19 protein-coding genes are annotated in these 21,531 nt (G+C 69.8%); 7 read left to right on the top strand and 12 right to left on the bottom strand.

All coding sequences use genetic code 11. The annotated features are described in order from the left end of the window. Position 1: 1 nt before the first annotated feature. The 4 genes from POF73_RS31140 to trhA all read right to left on the bottom strand — a co-directional run bounded on the left by POF73_RS31140 (position 2) and on the right by trhA (position 3,858). On the bottom strand, positions 2 to 739 hold the full coding sequence (locus tag POF73_RS31140) for a Mut7-C RNAse domain-containing protein (protein ID WP_272122187.1): 738 nt from the start codon (positions 737 to 739) through the stop codon (positions 2 to 4). 33 nt (positions 740 to 772) lie between these two features. Continuing rightward, a complete protein-coding gene (locus tag POF73_RS31135; protein ID WP_272122184.1) occupies positions 773 to 1,402 on the bottom strand; it encodes a TetR/AcrR family transcriptional regulator in 630 nt (209 codons plus the stop codon). 5 nt (positions 1,403 to 1,407) lie between these two features. Then, positions 1,408 to 2,949 carry a DHA2 family efflux MFS transporter permease subunit gene (locus POF73_RS31130; protein ID WP_272122182.1) on the bottom strand — a complete coding sequence of 514 codons (1,542 nt, stop codon included), beginning with the start codon at positions 2,947 to 2,949 and terminating at the stop codon, positions 1,408 to 1,410. A 162-nt stretch (positions 2,950 to 3,111) separates the two neighbouring features. After that, positions 3,112 to 3,858 (bottom strand): PAQR family membrane homeostasis protein TrhA, encoded by a 747-nt coding sequence (gene trhA, locus POF73_RS31125; protein ID WP_272122180.1) that lies wholly within the window; start codon positions 3,856 to 3,858, stop codon positions 3,112 to 3,114. Between the two features lie 344 nt (positions 3,859 to 4,202). On the opposite strand from trhA, the gene POF73_RS31120 reads away from it, so the two are divergent. Then, on the top strand, positions 4,203 to 6,023 hold the full coding sequence (locus POF73_RS31120; RefSeq protein WP_272122178.1) for a phosphoenolpyruvate carboxykinase (GTP): 1,821 nt from the start codon (positions 4,203 to 4,205) through the stop codon (positions 6,021 to 6,023). A gap of 251 nt (positions 6,024 to 6,274) precedes the next feature. Here the strand turns inward: POF73_RS31120 and POF73_RS31115 are convergent, their stop codons facing one another. The 4 genes from POF73_RS31115 to POF73_RS31100 are packed head-to-tail and all read right to left on the bottom strand — an operon-like array spanning position 6,275 to position 10,654. Then, positions 6,275 to 6,877 carry a hypothetical protein gene (locus tag POF73_RS31115; protein ID WP_272122176.1) on the bottom strand — a complete coding sequence of 201 codons (603 nt, stop codon included), beginning with the start codon at positions 6,875 to 6,877 and terminating at the stop codon, positions 6,275 to 6,277. After that, positions 6,864 to 8,402 carry a substrate-binding and vWA domain-containing protein gene (locus tag POF73_RS31110; RefSeq protein WP_272122174.1) on the bottom strand — a complete coding sequence of 513 codons (1,539 nt, stop codon included), beginning with the start codon at positions 8,400 to 8,402 and terminating at the stop codon, positions 6,864 to 6,866. Before POF73_RS31110 ends, POF73_RS31115 begins: the two co-directional genes overlap by 14 nt. Next, positions 8,399 to 9,574, bottom strand: coding sequence for a toxic anion resistance protein (locus POF73_RS31105; protein WP_272122172.1), 1,176 nt, complete (start codon positions 9,572 to 9,574; stop codon positions 8,399 to 8,401). Before POF73_RS31105 ends, POF73_RS31110 begins: the two co-directional genes overlap by 4 nt. Before the next feature lie 15 nt (positions 9,575 to 9,589). Further along, a complete protein-coding gene (locus POF73_RS31100; RefSeq protein WP_272122170.1) occupies positions 9,590 to 10,654 on the bottom strand; it encodes a hypothetical protein in 1,065 nt (354 codons plus the stop codon). A gap of 301 nt (positions 10,655 to 10,955) precedes the next feature. On the opposite strand from POF73_RS31100, the gene POF73_RS31095 reads away from it, so the two are divergent. Beyond that, complete coding sequence (locus tag POF73_RS31095; protein ID WP_272122167.1) at positions 10,956 to 11,894, top strand: S41 family peptidase; 939 nt, start codon at positions 10,956 to 10,958, stop codon at positions 11,892 to 11,894. A 184-nt stretch (positions 11,895 to 12,078) separates the two neighbouring features. Here the strand turns inward: POF73_RS31095 and POF73_RS31090 are convergent, their stop codons facing one another. Both POF73_RS31090 and POF73_RS31085 read right to left on the bottom strand, forming a co-directional pair. After that, complete coding sequence (locus tag POF73_RS31090) at positions 12,079 to 12,501, bottom strand: SCO4983 family protein (protein ID WP_272122165.1); 423 nt, start codon at positions 12,499 to 12,501, stop codon at positions 12,079 to 12,081. Between the two features lie 97 nt (positions 12,502 to 12,598). Continuing rightward, a complete protein-coding gene (locus POF73_RS31085; RefSeq protein WP_272122163.1) occupies positions 12,599 to 13,810 on the bottom strand; it encodes a pyridoxal phosphate-dependent aminotransferase in 1,212 nt (403 codons plus the stop codon). A gap of 126 nt (positions 13,811 to 13,936) precedes the next feature. On the opposite strand from POF73_RS31085, the gene POF73_RS31080 reads away from it, so the two are divergent. Together POF73_RS31080 and POF73_RS31075 are read left to right on the top strand one after the other, a co-directional pair. Continuing rightward, positions 13,937 to 14,812 (top strand): hypothetical protein, encoded by an 876-nt coding sequence (locus POF73_RS31080; protein ID WP_272122161.1) that lies wholly within the window; start codon positions 13,937 to 13,939, stop codon positions 14,810 to 14,812. Positions 14,813 to 15,065: 253 nt separating this feature from the next. Continuing rightward, complete coding sequence (locus tag POF73_RS31075) at positions 15,066 to 15,998, top strand: trypsin-like serine peptidase (RefSeq protein ID WP_272122159.1); 933 nt, start codon at positions 15,066 to 15,068, stop codon at positions 15,996 to 15,998. A 24-nt stretch (positions 15,999 to 16,022) separates the two neighbouring features. On the opposite strand, the gene POF73_RS31070 is transcribed toward POF73_RS31075, so the two are convergent. Both POF73_RS31070 and POF73_RS31065 read right to left on the bottom strand, forming a co-directional pair. Next, positions 16,023 to 17,648: an N-acyl-D-amino-acid deacylase family protein gene (locus tag POF73_RS31070; protein WP_272122157.1), complete on the bottom strand. Its 1,626-nt coding sequence runs from the start codon at positions 17,646 to 17,648 to the stop codon at positions 16,023 to 16,025. A 12-nt stretch (positions 17,649 to 17,660) separates the two neighbouring features. After that, positions 17,661 to 18,932 (bottom strand): amino acid deaminase, encoded by a 1,272-nt coding sequence (locus POF73_RS31065; RefSeq protein WP_272122155.1) that lies wholly within the window; start codon positions 18,930 to 18,932, stop codon positions 17,661 to 17,663. Between the two features lie 138 nt (positions 18,933 to 19,070). Here POF73_RS31065 and POF73_RS31060 point away from each other — a divergent pair, with 138 nt between their 5' ends. Genes POF73_RS31060 through POF73_RS31050 form a run of 3 tightly spaced genes read left to right on the top strand, consistent with a single transcriptional unit; the run spans position 19,071 to position 21,507 of the window. Beyond that, entirely contained in the window at positions 19,071 to 20,342 is a 1,272-nt protein-coding gene (locus POF73_RS31060; protein ID WP_272122153.1) for a sugar kinase, read from the top strand. Next, positions 20,339 to 21,100: an IclR family transcriptional regulator gene (locus POF73_RS31055; RefSeq protein ID WP_272122151.1), complete on the top strand. Its 762-nt coding sequence runs from the start codon at positions 20,339 to 20,341 to the stop codon at positions 21,098 to 21,100. Before POF73_RS31060 ends, POF73_RS31055 begins: the two co-directional genes overlap by 4 nt. Beyond that, positions 21,097 to 21,507, top strand: a complete 411-nt coding sequence (locus POF73_RS31050; protein WP_272122150.1) for a RidA family protein — start codon at positions 21,097 to 21,099, stop codon at positions 21,505 to 21,507. The genes POF73_RS31055 and POF73_RS31050 overlap by 4 nt, the downstream gene beginning before the upstream one ends. Positions 21,508 to 21,531 lie beyond the last annotated feature (24 nt).

Genomic DNA, 21,531 nt, shown 5'->3' with positions numbered 1-21,531 from the left:
CTCAACCATCAACGGCGCTGCGGAACGCAACCGCATCCTCAACGATCGCAACAAGCTGCTCATGGTGTGCCCCCTTCCAATACGCCCGCCCGCACTCGGCGCACTGCGCGAACACGTCGTACGACCGCCGCGTGCCACCCTCCAACTGCTCGGCGACCTCCTCCTTCGTCGCCTCCTTGAGCAGCCCGTTGCAGGCGGTGCACCGGGTCCAGGGCCGCAGCTCGGGCCGGAACCGGTCGAGGACGTCACGGAGTTGGTCCTCGGGCCGGGTGCTGTACACATACGCCCCGGCCCACAGCTCACGGCGTCGCAGCAACCCCCGGTCCCGGCTCAGCATGACCCGACGCTCGGCGGCCGAGAGCGAGGCCAGCGCCGGGTCGCCGAGGTCCGTCGACTCGTACGCCGTGTCCACGCCGAGCAACCGCAGCCGCCGGGCGAGGGTGCCGAGGTGGACGTCGAGCAGGAAACGCAGGGGAGCGCCGGGCACCCGCTGGGGGCGCCCGACGGGCCGTACCGAAACGGACTCGCCCGCTGTCGGGACGTACGACACCGCCATCTCCCGCCCGTCCACGGCCAGTGTGCCGACCTCGGTCAGTGGGACGCCGAGGGACTCCACGACATGGCCGAGAGTCGACATGCCGTCGGTGGTGACCTGGGCGACACCGTCCTGACGCCGTCCGTTGGGGAGGAAAACGCGCAGCTCGGGGGCGAACTCGACGCGGATCTCGGGACCGTTCACCCGGCCAGGATGTCACGGCCGGGCGCTCGTGCCTCAGGTCTTTTTCGCGGGGAGGCCGTGCTCGATGACGTCCAGGGCCCGGTCCACCAGCTCGCGGATGTCGTCGCGGCAGTCGTTCTCCGCCCAGGCGATGTTGACCTCCATCAGGCCGCCGACGAGGGACATCGCGTAGACCCGCACTTCGAGGGCGTCCGGCTCCAGACCGAAGCGCTCGGCGATGGCGCCCCGCAGCAGGCGTCCGGTCGCCGACATGCTCTCGATCATCCGGGCGCGGACGGCGGGGATCTGGACCGCCAGGTGCGCCCGGACCCGGACCGCCTCGGGGTCCTCGGCCAGCAGCGCGTCCATGGCCCTGTGCATCACGTACCGCACCGAGTCCATCCAGGACTCCGAGTCGGGCCGGGCCCGCAACGCCTCCAGCATCAGAGGGTCGTACTCGTCCGTGAGGACGATGTCCTCCTTCGTCGGGAAGTAGCGGAAGACCGTGGACGGCGACACCTCGGCGCGCTCGGCGATCTGCTCGATCGTCGTGGCGTCGTAGCCCTGCTCCTTGATCAGTGCGTACGTCGCGGCGCGGATCGCCGTCCGGGTCTTGATCTTCTTCCGCTCACGAAGCCCCAGCTGGGGGCGGTCGGTCAGGGGAGAGGAGTGTGCGGACGTCATGGGTGTCATTGTCGGGCATCGGCCCGCTCGGCAGCCATGTCCGGGGTCTCAGGCCGCGCCGCGTCCGGGGTACCCGGCAGGAACGCCGCCGCCAGCAGCGCGGACACCAGCGCCGCGATCCCGCACACCAGCAGCACGATGCCCATGCCGTGGACGTACGCGCTGTTCGCGGACGCCGCCAGCTCGGCCGACCCGGCCCGCTCGGCCACGAGGTGCGCCGCGACCACGGACTCCCCGGCGGTGTCGGCGGCCCGCGCCGGCAGCCCCGTGACGTCGAGCCGGTCCCGGAAGATGCCGGCGAGCAGACTGCCGAGCAGCGCGATGCCGATCGCACCGCCGACCTGACGCAGGGTCATCAGTAGCCCGGAGCCGCTGCCGGCGCGGTCCGGGGGCAGGGCGCTCAGGCCGCCGTTCATCGCGGGGATGAGCGAGAGGCCGAAGCCGAGACCGGTGATGGAGAGCCACAGCGCGACGAAGCCGTAGCCGGAGTCCGTGGTCGTACGGCTGCCGAGAAGCGCGGCGAAGGCCAGCACCACCAGGCCCGCGCTCACCGCGGCCCGCGCACCGAAGCGGGCGACGACCTTCGGCGCGAGGCGGGAGGCCACCAGCAGTCCGCCCATCATCGGCAGCAGCCGCACGCCGGTGCCCAGGGCGTCGTGGCCGAGGACGGCCTGGAGGTAGGGCGGCAGCACGAACAGCAGGCCGGACAGGACGAACGTCACCAGGGTCGCGGCGATCGTGTTGAACAGGAAGCCGCGGTGGGCGAGCAGGGTCATGTCGAGCATGGGGCGCTCGACCCGGCGTTCCCGCAGCACGAGGGCGGCGATCAGGACGACCGAGGCTCCGAGCATGGCCAGGACCAGCGGGTCGCCCCAGCCCCGGGTGGGTGCCTCGATGATCGCGTAGACGAGGACGCCGAGCCCGGACGCGGCGAGCGCCGTCGAGACGGGGTCGACCTTCGGGGAGGCGGGGTCCTTCGTCTCGGGGAGCAGGAAGACGCAGGCGGCGATGCCGATCGCGGCCATCGGGACGTTGATCAGGAAGACCGAGCCCCACCAGAAGTGGTTCAGCAGCCAGCCGCCGATGATCGGGCCGAGCGGCAGGCCGAGGGCGGAGGCGGCGGAGGCGATGCCGACGGCCTTGGCGCGCTCCTGCGGGCCGAAGAGCGTGGGCAGCACGGAGAGCGAGAGCGGGGTGACGAGGGCGGCGCCGACGCCCATCACCGCACGGGCGGCGATCACCGCGTTCACGTCGCCGGCCAGCGCGCCGACCAGCGATCCGGCGAGGAAGACACCGAGCCCGCTGATCAGCATCAGCCGCCGCCCGAACCGGTCGCCGAGCAGGCCCGCGGGGAGCATCAGCGCCGCGAACACGACGATGTACGCGTCCGCCATCCACTGCTGCTGACCGGTACCGGCGCCGAGGTCGGCGGCCATCGTCGGCAGCGCCACGTTGAGGATCGTCATGTCGAAGCCGAGCGTGAGCATGGAGGCGACCAGAGCGCCCAGGGCCCACCAACGGCGAGGATCTGGAGTGACAGTAACCATGAAATGAGAGTAACTCTCAAAATCTAGTAACTGTCAATGGGTGTCTACTGTCAGTGTGTCGGTCGGGCACGCGAAGCCGGCACGCGAAGGCGGGTACGCAAAAGGGCCACGGCTCGCAAGCCGTGGCCCTGAAGGGAAGCGAAGAGAAGCTGCGCGGTGGGGTTACGCGTGCTGGTACGCCACCAGCGAGATCCCCACGTAGTGCGCGATGAACGCCGCCAGCGTGAACGAGTGGAACACCTCGTGGAAGCCGAACCAACGCGGTGACGGGTTGGGGCGCTTGATGCCGTAGACCACGCCGCCCGCGCTGTAGAGGAGGCCGCCGACGATCACCAGGACCAGCACCGCGATGCCGCCGCTGCGCATGAAGTCCGGCAGGAAGAAGACGGCCGCCCACCCCATCGCGATGTAGCAGGGGGTGTAGAGCCAGCGCGGGGCGCCGACCCAGAACACCCGGAAGACGATGCCGGCCGCGGCCGCGCCCCAGATGCCCCACAGCAGCCACTGGCCCGTGGCCTCCGGCAGGAGCAGCATCGTCAGCGGCGTGTACGTGCCCGCGATGATCAGGAAGATGTTGGCGTGGTCGAGTCTGCGCAGGACGCCGTCCATGCGCGGGCTCCAGTTGCCCCGGTGGTACAGGGCGCTCACGCCGAACAGCAGGCAGGCCGTCAGGGCGTAGATCCCGCAGGCGAGCCGGCCTCTGGGTGAATCGGCGAGGGCGGTGAGCACCAGGCCCGCGACGAGCACCGCCGGGAACATGCCGAGGTGCAGCCAGCCGCGGAGCTTGGGCTTTATCTCGCCCGTGAGCTGCTGGGCGTGGTGCGCGATCTGGTGCGGCAAGGAGGGCGCGTCGGAGCTGCGGCCGGCGGCCGGCGGGTCCGGGTGCGCGTCGGGGGCGGGCGCAGTCATGCTCGGCATCGTACCTACGGAACCGTAAGTTACGTATCAGCGCGGCGAGATGAGCGCCTATAAGTGGCCATCATCTCATGGGGGTACCCGCAGTGGGCGCACCAGGCGTGAAGCCATGGTGACGCATCGAAAACATGTGGATGAGTGGCGATGCTCACGCCGCTCACCTGTGACGCCCTCTGGACATATGCGCAGACGCGTCGGATGATCAAATGAGTGCGGTCGGCACCGGATGAGCGCGGAAGATCCGGACTGTAGGTCCAGTCCACGAAGCATCCGGGTCGCGGCCCCCACGGGGCATACAAGGGCATATAAGGACAAAATCCCTCTCTATAGGAGCAACCGTGGCGCGCGACATCGCGGCTCCCCCCGTCCCCACCAACCACCGGGAACTGGTCTCGTGGGTCAACGAGATCGCTGAACTGACGCAGCCGGACAACGTGGTCTGGTGTGACGGATCCGAGGCCGAGTACGAGCGCCTGTGCGGGGAGCTCGTCGCGAAGGGCACCTTCCGGAAACTCGACCCGATCAAGCGCCCCAACTCGTACTACGCCGCCTCCGACCCGACCGACGTCGCCCGCGTCGAGGACCGGACCTTCATCTGCTCCGAGAAGGAGGAGGACGCGGGCCCGACGAACCACTGGATGGACCCCGCCGAGATGCGTGAGGTCTTCTCCGGGGACAAGGGCGTCTTCCGCGGCTCGATGCGCGGCCGGACGATGTACGTCGTCCCGTTCTGCATGGGCCCGCTCGGCTCCAAGCTCTCCGCGATCGGCGTGGAGATCACCGACTCGGCGTACGTCGCCGTCTCGATGCGCACCATGACCCGCATGGGTCAGGCCGTCCTCGACGAACTCGGTGACGACGGCTTCTTCGTGAAGGCCGTGCACTCCGTCGGCGCCCCGCTGGAGGCCGGCGAGGCGGACGTCCCGTGGCCCTGCAACCAGACCAAGTACATCTCCCACTTCCCGGAGTCCCGCGAGATCTGGTCCTACGGCTCCGGCTACGGCGGCAACGCCCTGCTCGGCAAGAAGTGCTACGCCCTGCGCATCGCGTCGGTGATGGCGCGCGACGAGGGCTGGCTGGCCGAGCACATGCTGATCCTGAAGCTCACGCCCCCGCAGGGCGAGTCCAAGTACGTGGCGGCGGCCTTCCCCTCCGCGTGCGGCAAGACCAACCTCGCCATGCTGGAGCCCACCATCTCCGGCTGGACGGTCGAGACGATCGGCGACGACATCGCCTGGATGCGCTTCGGCGAGGACGGCCGCCTGTACGCCATCAACCCCGAGGCCGGCTTCTTCGGCGTCGCGCCCGGCACAGGTGAGCACACCAACGCCAACGCGATGAAGACCCTGTGGGGCAACTCGGTCTTCACCAACGTCGCCCTCACCGACGACAACGACATCTGGTGGGAGGGCATGACGGAGGAGACCCCGGCCCACCTCACCGACTGGAAGGGCAACGACTGGACGCCGTCCGCCGACGTCCCGGCCGCCCACCCCAACGCCCGCTTCACCGTCCCGGCCTCGCAGTGCCCGATCATCGCGCCGGAGTGGGAGGACCCCAAGGGCGTGCCGATCTCCGCGATCCTCTTCGGTGGCCGCCGCGCCACCGCCGTACCGCTGGTGACGGAGTCCTTCGACTGGAACCACGGTGTGTTCCTCGGCGCCAACGTGGCCTCCGAGAAGACCGCCGCCGCCGAGGGCAAGGTCGGTGAGCTGCGCCGCGACCCGTTCGCCATGCTGCCGTTCTGCGGCTACAACATGGGCGACTACATGGCCCACTGGGTCGAGGTCGCGCAGGGCAAGGACCAGGCCAAGCTGCCGAAGATCTACTACGTCAACTGGTTCCGCAAGAACGACGAGGGCAAGTTCGTCTGGCCCGGCTTCGGTGAGAACAGCCGTGTCCTGAAGTGGATCGTCGAGCGCCTCGACGGCAAGGCCGAGGGCGTCGAGACCCCGATCGGCATCCTGCCGGCCAAGGGCGCGCTGGACACCAACGGCCTCGAACTGGCCGAGTCCGACCTCGACTTCCTGCTCACCGTCGACAAGGACATCTGGCGCGAGGAGGCGGCGCTCGTCCCCGACCACCTCAACACCTTCGGCGACCACACGCCGAAGGAGCTGTGGGACGAGTACAACGCGCTGGTGCAGCGCCTGGGCTGATGCCCTGATGTGAACTCCGCGGCCGGTTGGGATGCCCTGACCAGTGATCGTCACGGCCGGCCGCGGTGCGGTACGGCGAAGCCGCGTACAAAGGCGTGCGTGGTTGTGGCCTGCCGTCCGTTGACTCCGTCCGCCCCGACGGGGGTGACGGCGGCAGGCCTTCGCCATGTTCGGGTGCGGCGCCGTTGTGGTTGATCGCGCCCGCGCGGCGGAGCCGCATATCGATACAGCCCCGCGCCCCTTACGGGGCGCTACTGCGAGCGGTCTTCCAAGTACCGCGTATGCGACTCCTGGCGCCTTGCCTCCGTCTCTCGCAACGCCGCCGCCAGGCTCTCCGCCCCCTTCTTCAGCAAGCCCAGCTGCCGCTCCAGATGCAGCTCCGGTGACTCGGTGCCCGGCGACATCCGTGTCCACCACCGGGTCCGTACGAAGCTGTCGACGGCCTCGGGAAGATCGCGCCGCACGATCCGGGAGAGGACGTGCACGCCCTCCGGATCATGTGCGAGCAGTTCGGCCACCCAGCCCCTGTCGAGCAGCGCGCCCAGCAGCTCGGTGAGTTCACGCAGCCGGGTCGCGGCCGTGACCGACAGCTCGACGTCCGTCAGGTAGCCGCTCAGCTTCTCGAAGTCGCCGCGCAGTTCGTCCAGTTGGGCCGACGGGTCCGGGAAGTCGGGCGGCGCGGGCCGCTCCGGCGGGGCGATCAGCGCGCCCGCGCCGTAGAGCCCGGCGACCACGACGGGCCAGTACGGTCCCGCCACCCCCGTGAAGGTCAGCACCACGCCGACCAGCCCGCAGGCGCTCCCGGCGATGTTCTTGCGGGACTCCAGGTACGCCACTGCCCTACTGGTAGCCACGGATCTCCTCGAAGGCACCGTCCAGCGAGCCCTCCCGGGCGTCGAAGAGACGGCCGCCGGTCAGCTCGGCGATGTTCTCCAGCTCGGACCTGCTGGAGTCGCCGAAGAGGATGGGGAAGACGGGCGTCGCCCGCCGGTCGCGGTCCAGTCCGACGTAGAAGGCGTGGAAGTCGGCGGAATCGGCGCCGGCGGTGTTCTCGCCGTCCGTCATCAGCACGATCGACGTGAAGGTGTCCCGTCCGGTGCCGAGATGGTCGTACGCCTTCTCCAGCGAGGTGTAGATCGCGGTGTCACCCTCGGCGGACAGTGCCTCGGTGTCCTTGCGGATCCCGTCCGGCCCGGACTTCGGGTCGGCCGGCTCCACGACATGGGTGCGCACGCTCTTCACGCCCGACCCGAAGGGCATCAGCGTGACCTCCTCGCGCTCGCGGAAGTCGCCGGTGAGGTCGGTGAGCGACTGCTTCAGCTGCTCCAGGCGGTCGCCCTCCATCGAGCCGGAGGTGTCGAGGACGTAGACGGTCCTGGACGGGCGGCGCAGCTCGTTCTCGTACGAGTCGAGCAGGCCGTCGGCGACGGAACGACTGCCCGGGAAGGGCAGTTCGCGCCGTCGGCTGTCGTCGAGGCCGGACGCGGGCCGCACGGAGGGGACGACGGGGCGGCGACGGGTGCGCTCGGTGATCAGCCGCTGCAGGCCGTCGGTGCGCAGGGCCTCGGTGACCCGGCGGACGTCCTCGCGGGTGGTGGCGTCGGTGGAGGCGAGGGAGGAGAGCGGGTAGTCGGCGGTGACGACGCCGTCCTTGGGGCGGATCACGGTCAGGCCCGGTATGCCCTTGAGGACGGACTCGTAGTTGAGCAGCGCGTCGACGTTCCCGCGTCGCCTGTAGGCGGTCGCCAGCCAGCCCGACGAACCCGACGTCAGCTTCTGCCCCTTGAAGAACTCCTTGAGACGGGGCGTGGCCTCGGCGACGTCGGCGTCGGTGAGCGCGGACTGGGCGCCGGAAAGGGCCGAGGCGACGGAGACGAGGGTGGCGAAGCCGGAGTTGGAGCGGGCCGGGTCGGTCATGCCGTAGGCGAGCCTGCCGTCCTGGACGGCCTGCTCGATCTGCGACCAGGTGACGGCGTCCGGCTTCCAGCCCAGTGTGCCGAGGGCCGTGGTCCTTACCCCGATGGCGACCGGGCTCGACATCACCGGCGTCTCCGACACAACCTTCCTCGCCGCTTCCGGCCGTAGCCGCAGATAGTCGTTGGAGGACAGCCACAGCGCGTCGTACTGCCCGTCCGCCTTGCCCTTGGCCAGCAGTTCCACGGCGTCGAGGGTGCCCATGTAGGTGGGCCGGACCTTGATGCCGGTGTCGTCGGCGATCCGGTCGAACACGGGGGTCATGTCGCTGAGCTCGCTGGAGGCGAGGACTCGGAGGGTGCCCGGCTGTGGGCCGTTCTCCGGCTTGTCGGTCGTGTGCTGCGAGGTGCAGGCGGTCAGCAGGCCCACCGCGGCGAGCGCGGAGGCGAGAAGCCGTGCTCTCATCCGAGCCCACCCTCCAGCGCGCCCTGCGAACGGCTGCGCTCCAGGTAGCCGCTCGCCTGCTGCAGTTCGGCGGTCAGGTTCTCCACCGTCGCGGCCATCGCCTCGGTCGCCTGGACCTTGTAGGAGTCGATGGCGTCGAGGGTGCGGTAGATCTGCTGGAAGGCGCTGCGCAGGGTCTCCGCTCCCACCGCCGGGTCGGCGGCGATGCGCTGGATCTCGCCGCTCTGCGTGGCGAGCATCTCGGCGTTGCCCCGGATCAGCTCCTCGGTGGTCCCGCGCAGGGCGTTGACCTGCTCGACGACCTTCTTCTGGTTTTCGAGCGCCGAGGCCAGCATCACGGAGATCCGCAGCGCCGAGACGGTCGTGGTCGCGGCCCGGTCGACGCCCTTGATCAGCTCGTCGTTGTTGCGCCGTACGACATCCATGGCGAGGTATCCCTGCGCGCACACCGCGAGCTGGGTGAGCAGGTCCTGGTGCTTCTGCCGGACGGGAAAGAGGATGTCGGCCCGCAGAACGTCGCCCTGCTGGGGGTCGGTGACCCGAGTGATGTGCTGCTCGACGGCCGTGTCCAGGGCCGCCGTCAGCACGACGTACTCCTGAAGCTTGCCCATGGTCTCCCAGAGCCGCACCCGCTCCGTCTGCAGTGCCGCGTTGTCCCGCCGCAGCTCGTCCTGCCCGCCCCGCAGCGACCCCACGATCTTGTTCAGGGTGCCCTGCGCGGAGGCGTACTTGGCGACGTGGTCGCGCAGCTTGTTGCCACCGGGCAGCCGGGACAGGAACTTGCGCCCCTTGGACGCGGGCAGATCGCGCGGGTCGAGGTCCTCGACCACCCGGCGCAGTTCCACCAGCGATCCGGCGACCTGCGACTGGGCGTCCCCGCCCTTGTCGGGCAGGCTGCGGACGGTGCGCTCCAGCATCCGGTTGGACTGGGCGGCGGCGGTCCGCATCTCACCGGCGCCCAGCGCGGTGATCTCACCGACCTTGCCGGCGAACTCGGGGGAGCGGGCGTCGAGCCCCGCGAGCACCTCGACATAGGCGGAGGCCTTGTTACTCATCTCCGTACGGACGCCGTCGTCGACCGGGACGAGTCCGCCGGCCTTCTCCCGCGGCACGGCGGCCACGGGCTCGGGCGGCGTGAGGACGAAGGTGTCGTCGTTGTCGTTGCTGGTCATGTGCTGGTGCCCCCCTTATCCGCGCGCCCGTCGGGCCAGTTCGTGCAGCACCTTGGAGGTGGGCACGGCCGCCTGGTGGACGCCGGTCAGTTCCTGCTTCAGATAGGTCGTGTCCGAGGCGAACTCGGAGTCCTGGCCCTGCGGCCGGAACCCGTGCCGCGCCTCCAGCTCACGCAGCCGCGGGTCCTCGGTGAGGAGGGCGGCGACGGCCTCGCCGTTCTCGGTGAGCGGTACGACGGTGTGGTCGCTGTTCACCGTGGTGTCCGGGTAGAGGACGACCAGGTCGTCGGGCTGCTGCCCCTCCGCCAGCAGGGAGGCGACCTGGGACTCGTAGACCACGACCAGCGGATTGCCGGCCCCGCTGACGAAGTCCCGGAACACGGCGTCACTGCTGGACTGCTGCGCGCCCTGCACACCGACCAGTTTGTGCAGCAGGGGCGCGGTGCGGTCCATCTCCTTCTCACCGGCGACGACCTTGCCGCCGTTCTCGACGTAGGAGGCGGCGGCCAGATAGAGGGCGCCGGAGTTGGAGGTCTCGGGGTCGGTGCTGGACAGGAAGAGCGTTCCCGTCAACTCCCCGTACTTGCCAGCCCCCTTGAGCTGCTGCCAGGTGCGGTCGGCGCGGGCGGCGTCCAGATACGCGGCCATCTCGAACGTGCCGCGGTGTCCGGTGTCCAGCGTGGCGAGCCCGTTGGCCGCGAGCACCTCGGCGGCGTTCTTGTGCGCCACGACGACGAGGGGCGAGTAGAAGGGGCGGGGGAGTGTCCCCGTCACCTGGTACTTCGCGGCGAGTTCACGGGCCGGCGCCTGACTCGACGGCAGCGCGAGGTCGTACCCCTTGAGGTGCAGCCCCTCCATGGCCCAGGACCCTGAGGTCTCGGCCTTCACGGTGTAGCCCTTGGCGGCCAGGGCCTTCACCACGTCGGCATCCGCGAAGAACTCCGCCTTCTCGGACCCGATCACCATCCGCACGGTCTTCGTTGCCGTGCCCTTGTCCTCATCACCACGGCCCGCCACGACGGCAACCACCACGCCACCGATCAGCAACACCGCGAGGACGATCCCTGCGATACGTCTCACGCCGGGGAGAGTGCTCCCGGAATCCAACATTCCCCGGCGAAAGGGATGAACGGGAGGTGTCGCACCGGTCCCGTTACAACACGGTCAACGGCAACGCCCTGCTTTGGCTCTCAGCACCTGTTTCTCATCTGGGAGTTGCTCACCAGCTGATCGTCAACGTTAGGGTTGCTTCTTGCACCAAGGGGCTGGGGGATGGGTGGGGCGGGGACGGTCACTGCGTATGTCGGCCTGCGCTGGGCTGGTTGGAGTCGTCGCAGCGACAGGATGCACGAGCCATTCGCAGGATTCATCAGGCAACGACATGGCGCCCAAAGCGCGGACGTATCTGTCGAAAGCCCTGAGCATCATGGGAGAACACTCTCTTCTTCGGCACCAGCTTGACTGGGCGGACGTGCGTAGCAAGGCGTTCTCGCAGGCACGCGGTGCACAGAAGCCAGAGGACACCTACGGGGCGATCGGCTCGGCATTACAAGCCCTGGGCGACGGGCACAGCACCTTCTGGGAGCCGGAGCAAGCCAAGGAGAATCTTGGATCCTCCGCGGTCCCTCTTGATGGCCTGCATGGCCGTTCACTGAAGAACGGCCTCGGGTACATTTCTCTCCCCGGAGTGCAGGGACCTCAGAAGACGTACGAAGAGTACGTAGAGCAAGGCCGCGATGCCGTGGCGAAGGCAGACGCGTCTGGGGCCTGCGGCTGGGTGGTGGATCTGCGCTCGAATACGGGCGGCAACATGTGGCCGATGCTGGCCGCCGTCGGGCCCATCCTGGGCGATGGCAAGGTCGGCATGTTCGTGGATGCCGATGGCAAGAAGTCCATTTGGTCGATCAAGAACGGTGCCCCCTATGCAGACGGCAAGTCGGCCGGCTGGGGCGACACTCACCCCATCGCCAGGAGCACCCCACCCGTCGCCGTCCTGATCGGCAAGCGAACAGCCAGTGCGGGCGAAGCGGTCGTGGTGGCCTTCCGCGGGCGGCAAGACACCCGTTTCTTCGGCGAACGTACCTACGGTGTCCCCACAGGAAACAAGGCGTACCGCCTGTCCGACGGTGCCATGCTGATCCTCACGGAAGTCAGGGACGCGGACCGAACGGGCCGTACATATGATGCAGCGATCCCACCGGATGAAGAGATCGTGAAGGACCCACGCCCGGTGGCACGTAACCGGGACGAAGTCCTGAAAGCAGGGCCCAGAACTGGCTGCTCAAGCAAGCCGCCTGCCAACAAACGTGATGGTGTCTGACCAAGCACCGCGGAGATCTCTTCAAGGGCGCGGGGAACTGCGCGACAAGCCGCAACGGACCGGCGGCCGTGCCACGACGGCCACCCCAACGGCGAAGGCGAAAGTCGGCCGAAGTCAACGCAGTGCTGTGGCACCCGGTCCGCGCGTCGCTGCGGGTGCACGCGGACCGGGGCCGATCAGGGGGTCAGCCGACGCCGGTGAGTTCCTGCGGCTCAGCCTGCGCAGCAGCATGCGCATCCATCCGCTGAGCGGCGAGAATCGCCGCAGCGGTGTCGGCGCGCGACGCGGCAACAACCAGCGCCCGCCCAGCAAGGGCATGCGCCCGACGATGCAGCGCGGCAACCCTCGCCTCACCGCCGGAGGCACCCGCGCGGGCCGGCTTGCTTCCTTCCCGCAGTCGAGCCACCTGGCCCGCGAGCCGCTCGGCCGCGCTGTCCAGGTCCTCTGAGGGTGCCGTCGCCCGGAGCTCGTCCGTCACGGCGAGCAGCGCCGCGAGGTGCCCGGCGAGCTGGATGTCCAGCTCCTCCTCACGCGACCGGTGCGGGAAGTCGGACGTGGTGCCGGCCATCGTGGTGTGGACCGACTTGGTGCGGATCGGTTCGTACATGGGGATGGCCTCCTGTGCTCTGACAGGAAACCATCCTAGCTTAGATTTCGTCTAAAGTTGCGTGCTTCACAAAACAGGACTGCCCGCATACGCAGTGTCACGGCTGGCTGTACCCGTCGAGGAACCGCCCGATCCGCCCCACCGCGTCCCGCAGGTCCGTCACCGTCGGCAGGGTCACCACCCGGAAGTGGTCCGACTCCGGCCAGTTGAAGCCCGAACCCTGCACGACCATGATCTTCTCGCGCCGCAGCAGGTCCAGGACCATCTGCCGGTCGTCCTTGATCTTGAAGACCTTGGGGTCGAGGCGCGGGAAGAGATACAGCGCCCCCTTCGGCCGTACGCACGTCACGCCGGGGATCTGCGTCAGCAGCTCGTACGCGACATCCAGCTGCTCCTTCAGTCGTCCGCCGGGCAGCACCAGGTCGTTGATGGACTGCCGCCCGCTGAGCGCGGCCACGACCCCGTGCTGACCGGGCATGTTCGCGCACAGTCGCATGTTCGCGAGGATGGTGAGGCCCTCGATGTAGGAGTCGGCGTGGGCGCGCGGGCCCGAGATCGACATCCAGCCCACCCGGTACCCGGCGACCCGGTACGCCTTCGACATGCCGTTGAAGGTGAGGGTGAGCAGGTCGGGGGCGACGGCGGCGGTCGGGGTGTGCGTGGCGCCGTCGTAGAGGATCTTGTCGTAGATCTCGTCGGAGCAGACGAGGAGGTTGTGCCGCCGGGCGATGTCCGTCAGCCCCCGCAGCATGGCCTCGTCGTAGACGGCGCCCGTCGGGTTGTTGGGGTTGATGATGACGATGGCCTTGGTGCGGTCGGTGACCTTGCGCTCGATGTCGGCGAGATCGGGCATCCAGTCGGACTGCTCGTCGCACCGGTAGTGCACGGCGGTGCCGCCGGACAGCGACACGGCGGCGGTCCACAGGGGGTAGTCGGGGGCCGGGACCAGCACCTCGTCCCCGTCGTCCAGCAGGCCCTGCATCGCCATCACGATCAGCTCGGAGACGCCGTTGCCGATGAAGACGTGCTCGACGTCGGTCTCGATGCCGAGGGTCTGGTTGTGCATGACGACGGCCCGGCGTGCGGCCAGCAGGCCCTTCGCGTCGCCGTAGCCATGGGCCGTCGACACGTTGCGGAGGACGTCCTCCAGGATCTCGGGCGGACACTCGAAGCCGAACGCCGCCGGGTTTCCCGTGTTCAGCTTGAGGATCCGATGCCCTGCCGATTCGAGCCGCATCGCCTCCTCAAGAACCGGGCCCCGGATCTCGTAACAGACGTTGGCGAGCTTCGTCGACTGGATCACCTGCATGTCATGGAGCTTACGGCCCGGTAACGCCCCTTGGGCCGTGTTTTCCGACACGTGAGACGCGGGGGTTTGGGCTGTTATCGGCGGTAGCTGTCCCTCAGGTCTCCCCCGTCTCTACAATGCGCGGTCATGTCCAAGCCGCCTGAGCGAGAGAACGGTACGTACGGGGCGAATTCCGTGAACGGTACGCCCGGTGCGTACGACGCCCATGGCGAGCTCCGGCCGGCCGCCGTGCCCGAGGCGTCGCCGAGCGTGTACCACCCGCAGGCCGAGCCGTCCCCGGTGTACGACGCGTACGCCGACCCGGCGGCCGCCCACGGGTGGCAGAACGCCTACGACGAGACGACCGAGCTGCCTCCGGTGGGCGAGGGGGCGGACGGTGTCCATGCCGGCCGTGGTGCGGACGGCGCCTCCGGCGCCGGCGGTGGCTACGAGCATGTCTACGAAGACCGCTACGGCCATGCCCGCGAAGACCGCTACGACTACGTCTACGAAGACGGCTACGACTACGGCGACGACTACGGCGACGACTACGACGCGGGACGCGGTGGCCGCCGCAGCCACCGAGGCCGGCACCAGCCCGGCGTGTGGCGTTCACGGCGTGTCGCGGTGGCCGCCGGTCTGGTGGGGGCGGTGTCGTTGGGGGCGCTGGTGGCCGGGTTCTCCCTGTCCGGGTCCTCCTCGCCGGGTGGCGCGAAGACCAAGGACGACCGGACGTCCATGACGACCGGCGACGCGCCGGTGCCGGGGGTGCCCTCCGCGGGTTCCTCGGCCGGTGTCCTGCGGTCCGGGTCCGAGGACACCGATCCGTCGGGAACCACGTCGCCGAGCGCCTCGGCGAGCCCGTCCGCGTCGGACGACGCCGACGCCGACTCCGACGGCAAGCCCTCGGCCGACCCGACGCCCACCGGTACGGCCTCTTCCGCACCCACCACCTCGACCGCGCCGGGCAACTCGGACACCAAGCCGGGGCGGGGGCAGGGGAACACCAAGAAGCCGGATTGAAGAGCCGGGGGTCACCCGTAGTGGCCGCATCCGCCGACTGCGCCGGATGTGGTGATCCCGGCACCCTCTCGTGAACGTCCGGCGCCGTTGTCCCGGCCCGGCCCGGCCCGCGTGATAGGGAAAGCCCCACGGCTTGAACTCGCGGGTAATCAAGTCCTTGTCCACACCCCCCTCCTGCGTGAGAATGCGCATGACAAAAGCGCGGGTGGCCGGAGATTCTTCGGTCACCCCCTTCGTATGAGGGGACCCCCACATGAGAAAACCTCTCGGCGCCGCCCTCCTCGCCCTGGCGATAGCCGGGGCCGGCGCCGCACCCGCGGTCGCGGCCCCCGTGGACAACGCCGCCTCCTTCGGCAAGGGCGTGGACGCGGGCTCGGTCACGTCGGTGGTCGATGACACCGTCGCCTCCACCGCGGACACCCTCGGCCAGGTGCTGAACCGCCCCAAGGTCCAGGCCGTCAACTTCGCGGGCACCGTCGCGCTCAGCAACTGTTCCGGTTCCGTCGTCCGGTTCCCGGGCTCGGAGGACAACGACCCGGCACTGGTCATGACCAACGGTCATTGTCTGGAGACCGGCATGCCGGGCCCCGGCGAGGTCGTGGTCGACCGGGCCTCCAGCCGTACGTTCACTCTGCTCAACTCCTCGGGCGGCCGGGCCGGCACGCTGAGGGCCAGCAAGATCGCTTACGGGACGATGACCGACACGGACGTCGCCTTCTACCAACTCACCACCACGTACGCGCAGATCAAGAGCTCGTACAGCATCAACCCGCTCACGGTGGCCGACACCCACCCGGTCAAGGGCACCGCCATCACCGTCGCCTCCGGCTACTGGAAGCGGCTGTACAACTGCAACATCGACGGGTTCGCCTACCGCCTCAAGGAAGGTGACTGGACCTTCAAGGACTCGGTCCGCTACACCTCCGCCTGCAACACCATCGGCGGCACCTCGGGCTCCCCCGTCATCGACCAGGCCACCAACAAGGTCGTCGCCGTCAACAACACCGGCAACGAGGACGGCGAGCGCTGCACGGTCAACAACCCGTGCGAGGTCGACGAGAGCGGCAACGTCACCGTTCGCCAGGGCATCAACTACGCGCAGGAGATCTACCAGATCCCCGCCTGCTTCGGCGTCGACAACAAGCTCGACCTGAACGCGAGCGGCTGCGTGCTCCCCAAGCCGTAACGCCTCGCGGCGGGCGGTCCTCGGTCACCGAGTCGTCCTGCGGACCGCCCGCCCCGCCAGTACGTCCGTCCGGCGCCCGTCCTCGATCACGAACCGGCCGTCGACGAGCACGTACGGAATCCCCGTGGGGAGCTTCCTCGGCTCCTCGAAGGTCGAACCCGCCGCCACCGTGCGCGGGTCGAACAGCACCAGGTCCGCCCGATGGCCCTCGCGGACCAGCCCCCGGTCCTGCAGCCCCAGCCGTGCCGCCGGGCGCGAGGTCAGATGGGCCACGCACTCCTCCAGGGACAGGATCCCCAACTCCCGTACGTACCGGCCGAGATACTGCGGGAACGTGCCGTACGCGCGCGGATGGGGCTTCGTGCCCTGCAGGATGCCGTCGGAGCCGCCCGTGTGGACGCGGTGCCGCATGATCTCCCGAACGTTCTCCTCGTGGCCGACGTGCTGGAGGATCGTCGAGCCCAGCCGGTCGGCCAGCAGCAGCCGCCGTGCGGTCACCCAGGGCGCCTCGCCCCGCGCGTCCGCCGACTGCTGGACGGTACGGCCGACGAACTCCCCGAGCGCCGGGTCGCTGACACCGGAGATCTCGATGGTGTCCCACTCGATGGGCACGCCGTGGCAGCCGTCCGCGCCGATGACCTCCATGTGGTGGCGGATGCGCTCGGCCGTCTCCTCGTCCGACAGCCGGGCCAGGATCGCCTCCGGCCCGCCCTCGCTCGCCCAGCTCGGCAGCATGGCGACGAGCGTCGTGCAGCCCGGCGTGTAGGGGTACGTGTCCAGGCTGATGTCGGCGCCCTCGGTGAGCGCCTTGTCCAGCAGGGCGAGCAGCTCCGGCGCCCGGCCCCTGTTCACGCCGAAGTTCATGGTGGCGTGGGCCAGATGGAGGGAGCAGCCCGCCTCCCTGGTCAGGGCCACCATCTCCTCGTACGCCTCAAGGGCCCCGGCCCCGTAGGAGCGGTGGTGCGGGCAGTAGTAGCCGCCGTACGACGCCACCACCCGGCACAGCTCGGTCAGCTCGGCGTCCTCGGCGTACATGCCCGGCGTGTACGTCAGCCCCGATGACATGCCGACCGCGCCCTGCTCCATGCCCTCCGCGACCAGCTGCCGCATCCGGTCGAGCTCGTCCGGCGTCGCCTCCCGGTCCTCCCAGCCGACGGCGAGCGCACGGACCGTCCCCTGGGGGATGAGGTACGCGGCGTTCACGGCGATGCCCCGGCCCTCGAAACCGCGGTCGAGCCGGTCCAGGTACTCGCCGACCGTCCGCCAGTCGAAGTCGATGTCGTCACCGGAGCCGTTCCAGCCGGTGATCGCGCGGCGGACCTGGGCGAGCGTGCGCTCGTCGACGGGGGCGTACGACAGCCCGTCCTGGCCGATGACCTCAAGGGTGACCCCCTGCGCGGCCTTGGCGCTGTGGTCGGGGTCCCGCAGCAGCGCCAGGTCGCTGTGGGCGTGCATGTCGATGAACCCGGGGGAGAGGACGAGGCCCTGGGCGTCCAACTCGCGGCGCGCCTCGGGCCGTTGACAGCCGGCCGCGGCCGCCTCCTGGAGGATCGACACGATCCGGCCGCCGTCCACGACCACATCGGCGCGATACGAGGGACCGCCGCTGCCGTCCACGACCTCCGCGTCCCGGATGACGAGTTCTTCCACGACCGCCCCCTCCTAGAAGAACGTGCGGATGTACTCGACGACCGTCCCGTCCGCCTGAGCGACCGGGATCAGCTGCCACTTGTCGAACGACGTGCACGGATGGGAAAGCCCCAGCCCGAGCCAGTCCCCGACCTCCAGATCCGCCTCCGCGGTCGTGCTCAGCCACGCGTGCTGGTCGGACAGCGCGGTCACCGAGACACCGGTGGCCGGCCGCTCGGCACCGCCGCGCCGGACCACCTGGGCGAACGGCAGATCGAGGTCGTACGCCGCGTCCCGCTTGCCCGCGTTGACGAAGGCCTGGTCGGGGGAGGGGCGGGAGACGACCTGGGTCCACAGGCGGAAGGCCGGTTCGAGGGCGCCCTCCTGCGGGACCCGGTTGAAGGGGGTCAGCTTGCGGTAGTGGCCGTCGTCGTGCGAGACGTAGGCACCCGAGCGCAGCAGCTTCAGTACGGGAAGGGACAGTTCGGGAATCTCCGCGAACACGTCGGCCACCGCGTCGAACCAGGCGCTGCCGCCCGCGCTGACGACGATCTCCTCCAGCCCCGCGAACCGCCCCGCCTTGTCGAACTCCACGGCGAGAGTGACCAGCCGCCGCAGCCAGGCGTGCACCCGCTCGGGGTTCGCCTGCGGGACCTCGCCCTCGTAGCCCGCGACACCGACCAGCCGCAGCGTCGACACGGAGGTCACCGCGTCCGCGACCGCCGCGCACTCCGCCTCCGTACGGACGCCGGTACGGGCGCCGTCACCGGCGGCGAGCTCCACGACGACGTCCAGCGGGCGGGTGGCCCCGGCGGTCCGCAGCGCCGTGTCCATCAGCTCCACGCCGCGCACGGAGTCGACGTAACAGACGAGGCGGAAGTCGTCGTCGGCGGCCAGCTCACCGGCGATCCAGCGCAGGGCGGCGGAGTCCACGAGTTCGTTGGCGAGGAAGACCCGCTGGATGCCGTACGCCCGCGCCACCCGCACCTGGTGCGGTACGGCGAGCGTGATGCCCCACGCGCCGTGCTCGATCTGCCGCTGGAACAGCTGGGGCGCCATGGAGGTCTTGCCGTGCGGGGCGAAGGCGAGGCCGTGGCGGGCGGCGTACGTCTCCATCAGGTCGAGGTTGTGCTCCAGGCGCTCGGCGGAGAGCGCGAGCACGGGCGTGGCGAAGCCGTCGGTGAAGAGGTTGCGGCGCTGGGCGGCGAGTTCGGCGACGGTGAGGCCGTCGGCGTCCGGGGGGAGGCCCTTGAAGCGGTGGTCGACGCGTTCCTCGGCCAGGCGGGCGAGCGCCTCGTTGCTCATGGAACCTCCCTGATCTGCGGTGTTGCATTTTCTGCAACACTCATTGCGTATATCGCTTACGGCTGTCTAACATCTCGGCCAACCACGGGTCAACGGAGCCGCCGACCCATCCGCACAAGGTCTGGAGCTACGACGATCGTGACCATCACCGGACCCTGCAATGCCCCCGACGTCCTGGACGTCGTCGCGCTCGGCGAGTCCATGGTCACCTTCCTGCCCACCCGCCCGGGACGCCTCGCCGACGTTCCGTCGTTCGAGCGGGGGATCGGGGGCGCGGAGTCCAACGTCGCGTGCGCCCTGGCTGCCGCCGGCCACCGCACGGGATGGGTCAGCCGAGTCGGCGCCGACGGGTTCGGTGACCATCTCGTCGAGGCGATCACGGGGTACGGCGTCGACCTCTCGGCCGTACGCCGGGATCCGGTGCGACCGACAGGGGTGTACTTCCGGACGGCCGGGGACCGGGCCACGGACGCGCATGAGGTGGCGTACTACCGGGCGGGGTCGGCGGCGTCGGCGATGTCCGTGGAGAACGTGGACCTGAGCGCGGCGCGTTCGGGGCGGGTGCTGCACCTTTCGGGGATCACGGCGGCGTTGTCGGACAGCTGCCTGGGGCTGATGCGGCGGTTGACGGCTTCCGAAGAGGGGCGCCCGGTGGTCTCTTTCGACGTGAACCACCGGGCGGGGCTGTGGGGAGACCGGGACGGGCGGGGTGTGCTGCTGGAGCTGGCGCGCGGGGCCGACGTGGTCTTCGTGGGGGAGGACGAGGCGGAGGAGGCGTGGGGGGTTACGGGGGGACCTGAGGCGGTGCGGACGGCGTTGCCGGAGCCGGGGGTGTTGGTGGTCAAGCAGGGGGCGGTGGGGGCTACGGCATTCGTGTCGGCCGCGGGTGGTCGTGGGCCGGCCGCGCCCACGCGGCGGAGCCGCACAGGTATCAGCCCCGCGCCCCTTGGGTCGGCAAGCGGCCAGGCGCTGCAAGGCGCCCAGCCCGCCGCCACCCGGTCGACCCAGCCTGCGGGCAGTCGTGCCGCTGGGGCGGCGCCCGTCCCACAGAGAGTCGGCGCCCCGCCGGCGCGGGCAAGCGACCCAACACCCGCGCCGGCCCAAGCGCCGAGCACCTTCGTTCCCGCCCTGACCGTGGACGTCGTATCAGCCATCGGTGCCGGCGATGCCTTCGCCGCCGGGTTCCTCTCCGCCACCCTCCGCGGATTGCCCGTACGAGTAGCCCTCCGCCACGGTCACCTCTGGGCCGCGGCCGCCCTCACCACCCCCGGCGACCTGGCCACACCCCCCTCCCGTGACCACGCCGACCGCCTGGCCGCCCTCGACGACGCCGGGTGGGAGAAACTTCGACTCGGCCCCGGCTGGACGCAAGCCGCAGAAAGGGCCGACGAGGAGGTACGTACGCCATGAGCCAGACCGTCGACCGAGCACTGAGCATCCTGCCGCTGCTCGCGGAGGGCCCCGCCGACCTCGGCCAGGTCGCCGACCGCCTGGGCGTCCACAAGTCCACGGCCCTGCGCCTGCTGCGCACGCTCCACGAACACGGCATGGTCTACCGCCAGTCCGACCAGCGCTACCGCCTCGGCGCCCGCCTCATCGCCCTCGCCCAGGAGGCGATGGAGAACCTCGACATCCGCGAGATCGCCCACCCCCACCTCGTACGCCTCAACGAGCAGTGCGGACACACCGTCCACCTCGCCGTGTACGAGGAGGACGAGGTGCTGTACATCGACAAGGTCGAGAGCCGCTACCCGGTCCGGATGTACTCACGGATCGGCAAGCCCGTCGCCATCACCGTCGCCGCCGTCGCCAAGCTGCTGCTCGCCGACCTGCCCGAGCACGAGCGCCGAGCCCTCACCGAGAAGCTCGACTACCCCATGTACACGTCCCGTTCGACACCCAACCCGGAGGCCTTCCTCAGGGAACTGGCCAAGGTGCGCGAACAGGGCTGGGCCACCGACCTCGGCGGCCACGAGGAGTCCATCAACTGCGTCGCCGCGCCGATCCGCGGTGCCGACGGCCGGGTCGTCGCCGCGATGTCGGTCTCCGCGCCGAACGTCGTCGTCACCGCCGACGAACTCCTCACCCTGCTCCCGCTGGTGCGCCGTACGGCGGACGACATCAGCGGCGAGTACTCCGGCAGAACCTCAGCGAAAGGCACCGCATGACCGAGAAGACCGCGCTCACCCCGAAGACCCACACCACGCCTCCCGCGAAGTTCTCCCACGGTGTGCGCAAGGGCAACATCCTCCAGGTCGCCGGCCAGGTCGGCTTCCTCCCCGCGGTCGACGGGCAGCCCCCGACCCCGGCCGGCCCCACCCTGCGCGAGCAGACCCTCCAGACCCTCGCCAACGTCAAGGCGATCCTGGAGGAGGGCGGGGCCTCCTGGGACGACGTGATGATGATCCGCGTCTATCTGACGGACGTCGCCCACTTCGCCGAGATGAACGAGATCTACAACACCTACTTCGAGGAGCAGCGGCTCACCCAGCCGCCCGCCGCCCGGACCACGGTCTACGTCGGTCTGCCCGCGGGCCTGCTCATCGAGATCGACGCGCTGGCCGTACTCGGCTGACGCCCCCTCACCCCCCGCACGCCG

It is taken from the genome of Streptomyces sp. HD (assembly GCF_028369295.1).
GTDB lineage: Bacteria > Actinomycetota > Actinomycetes > Streptomycetales > Streptomycetaceae > Streptomyces.
This window is presented reverse-complemented; position numbering and strand designations above follow the sequence as displayed.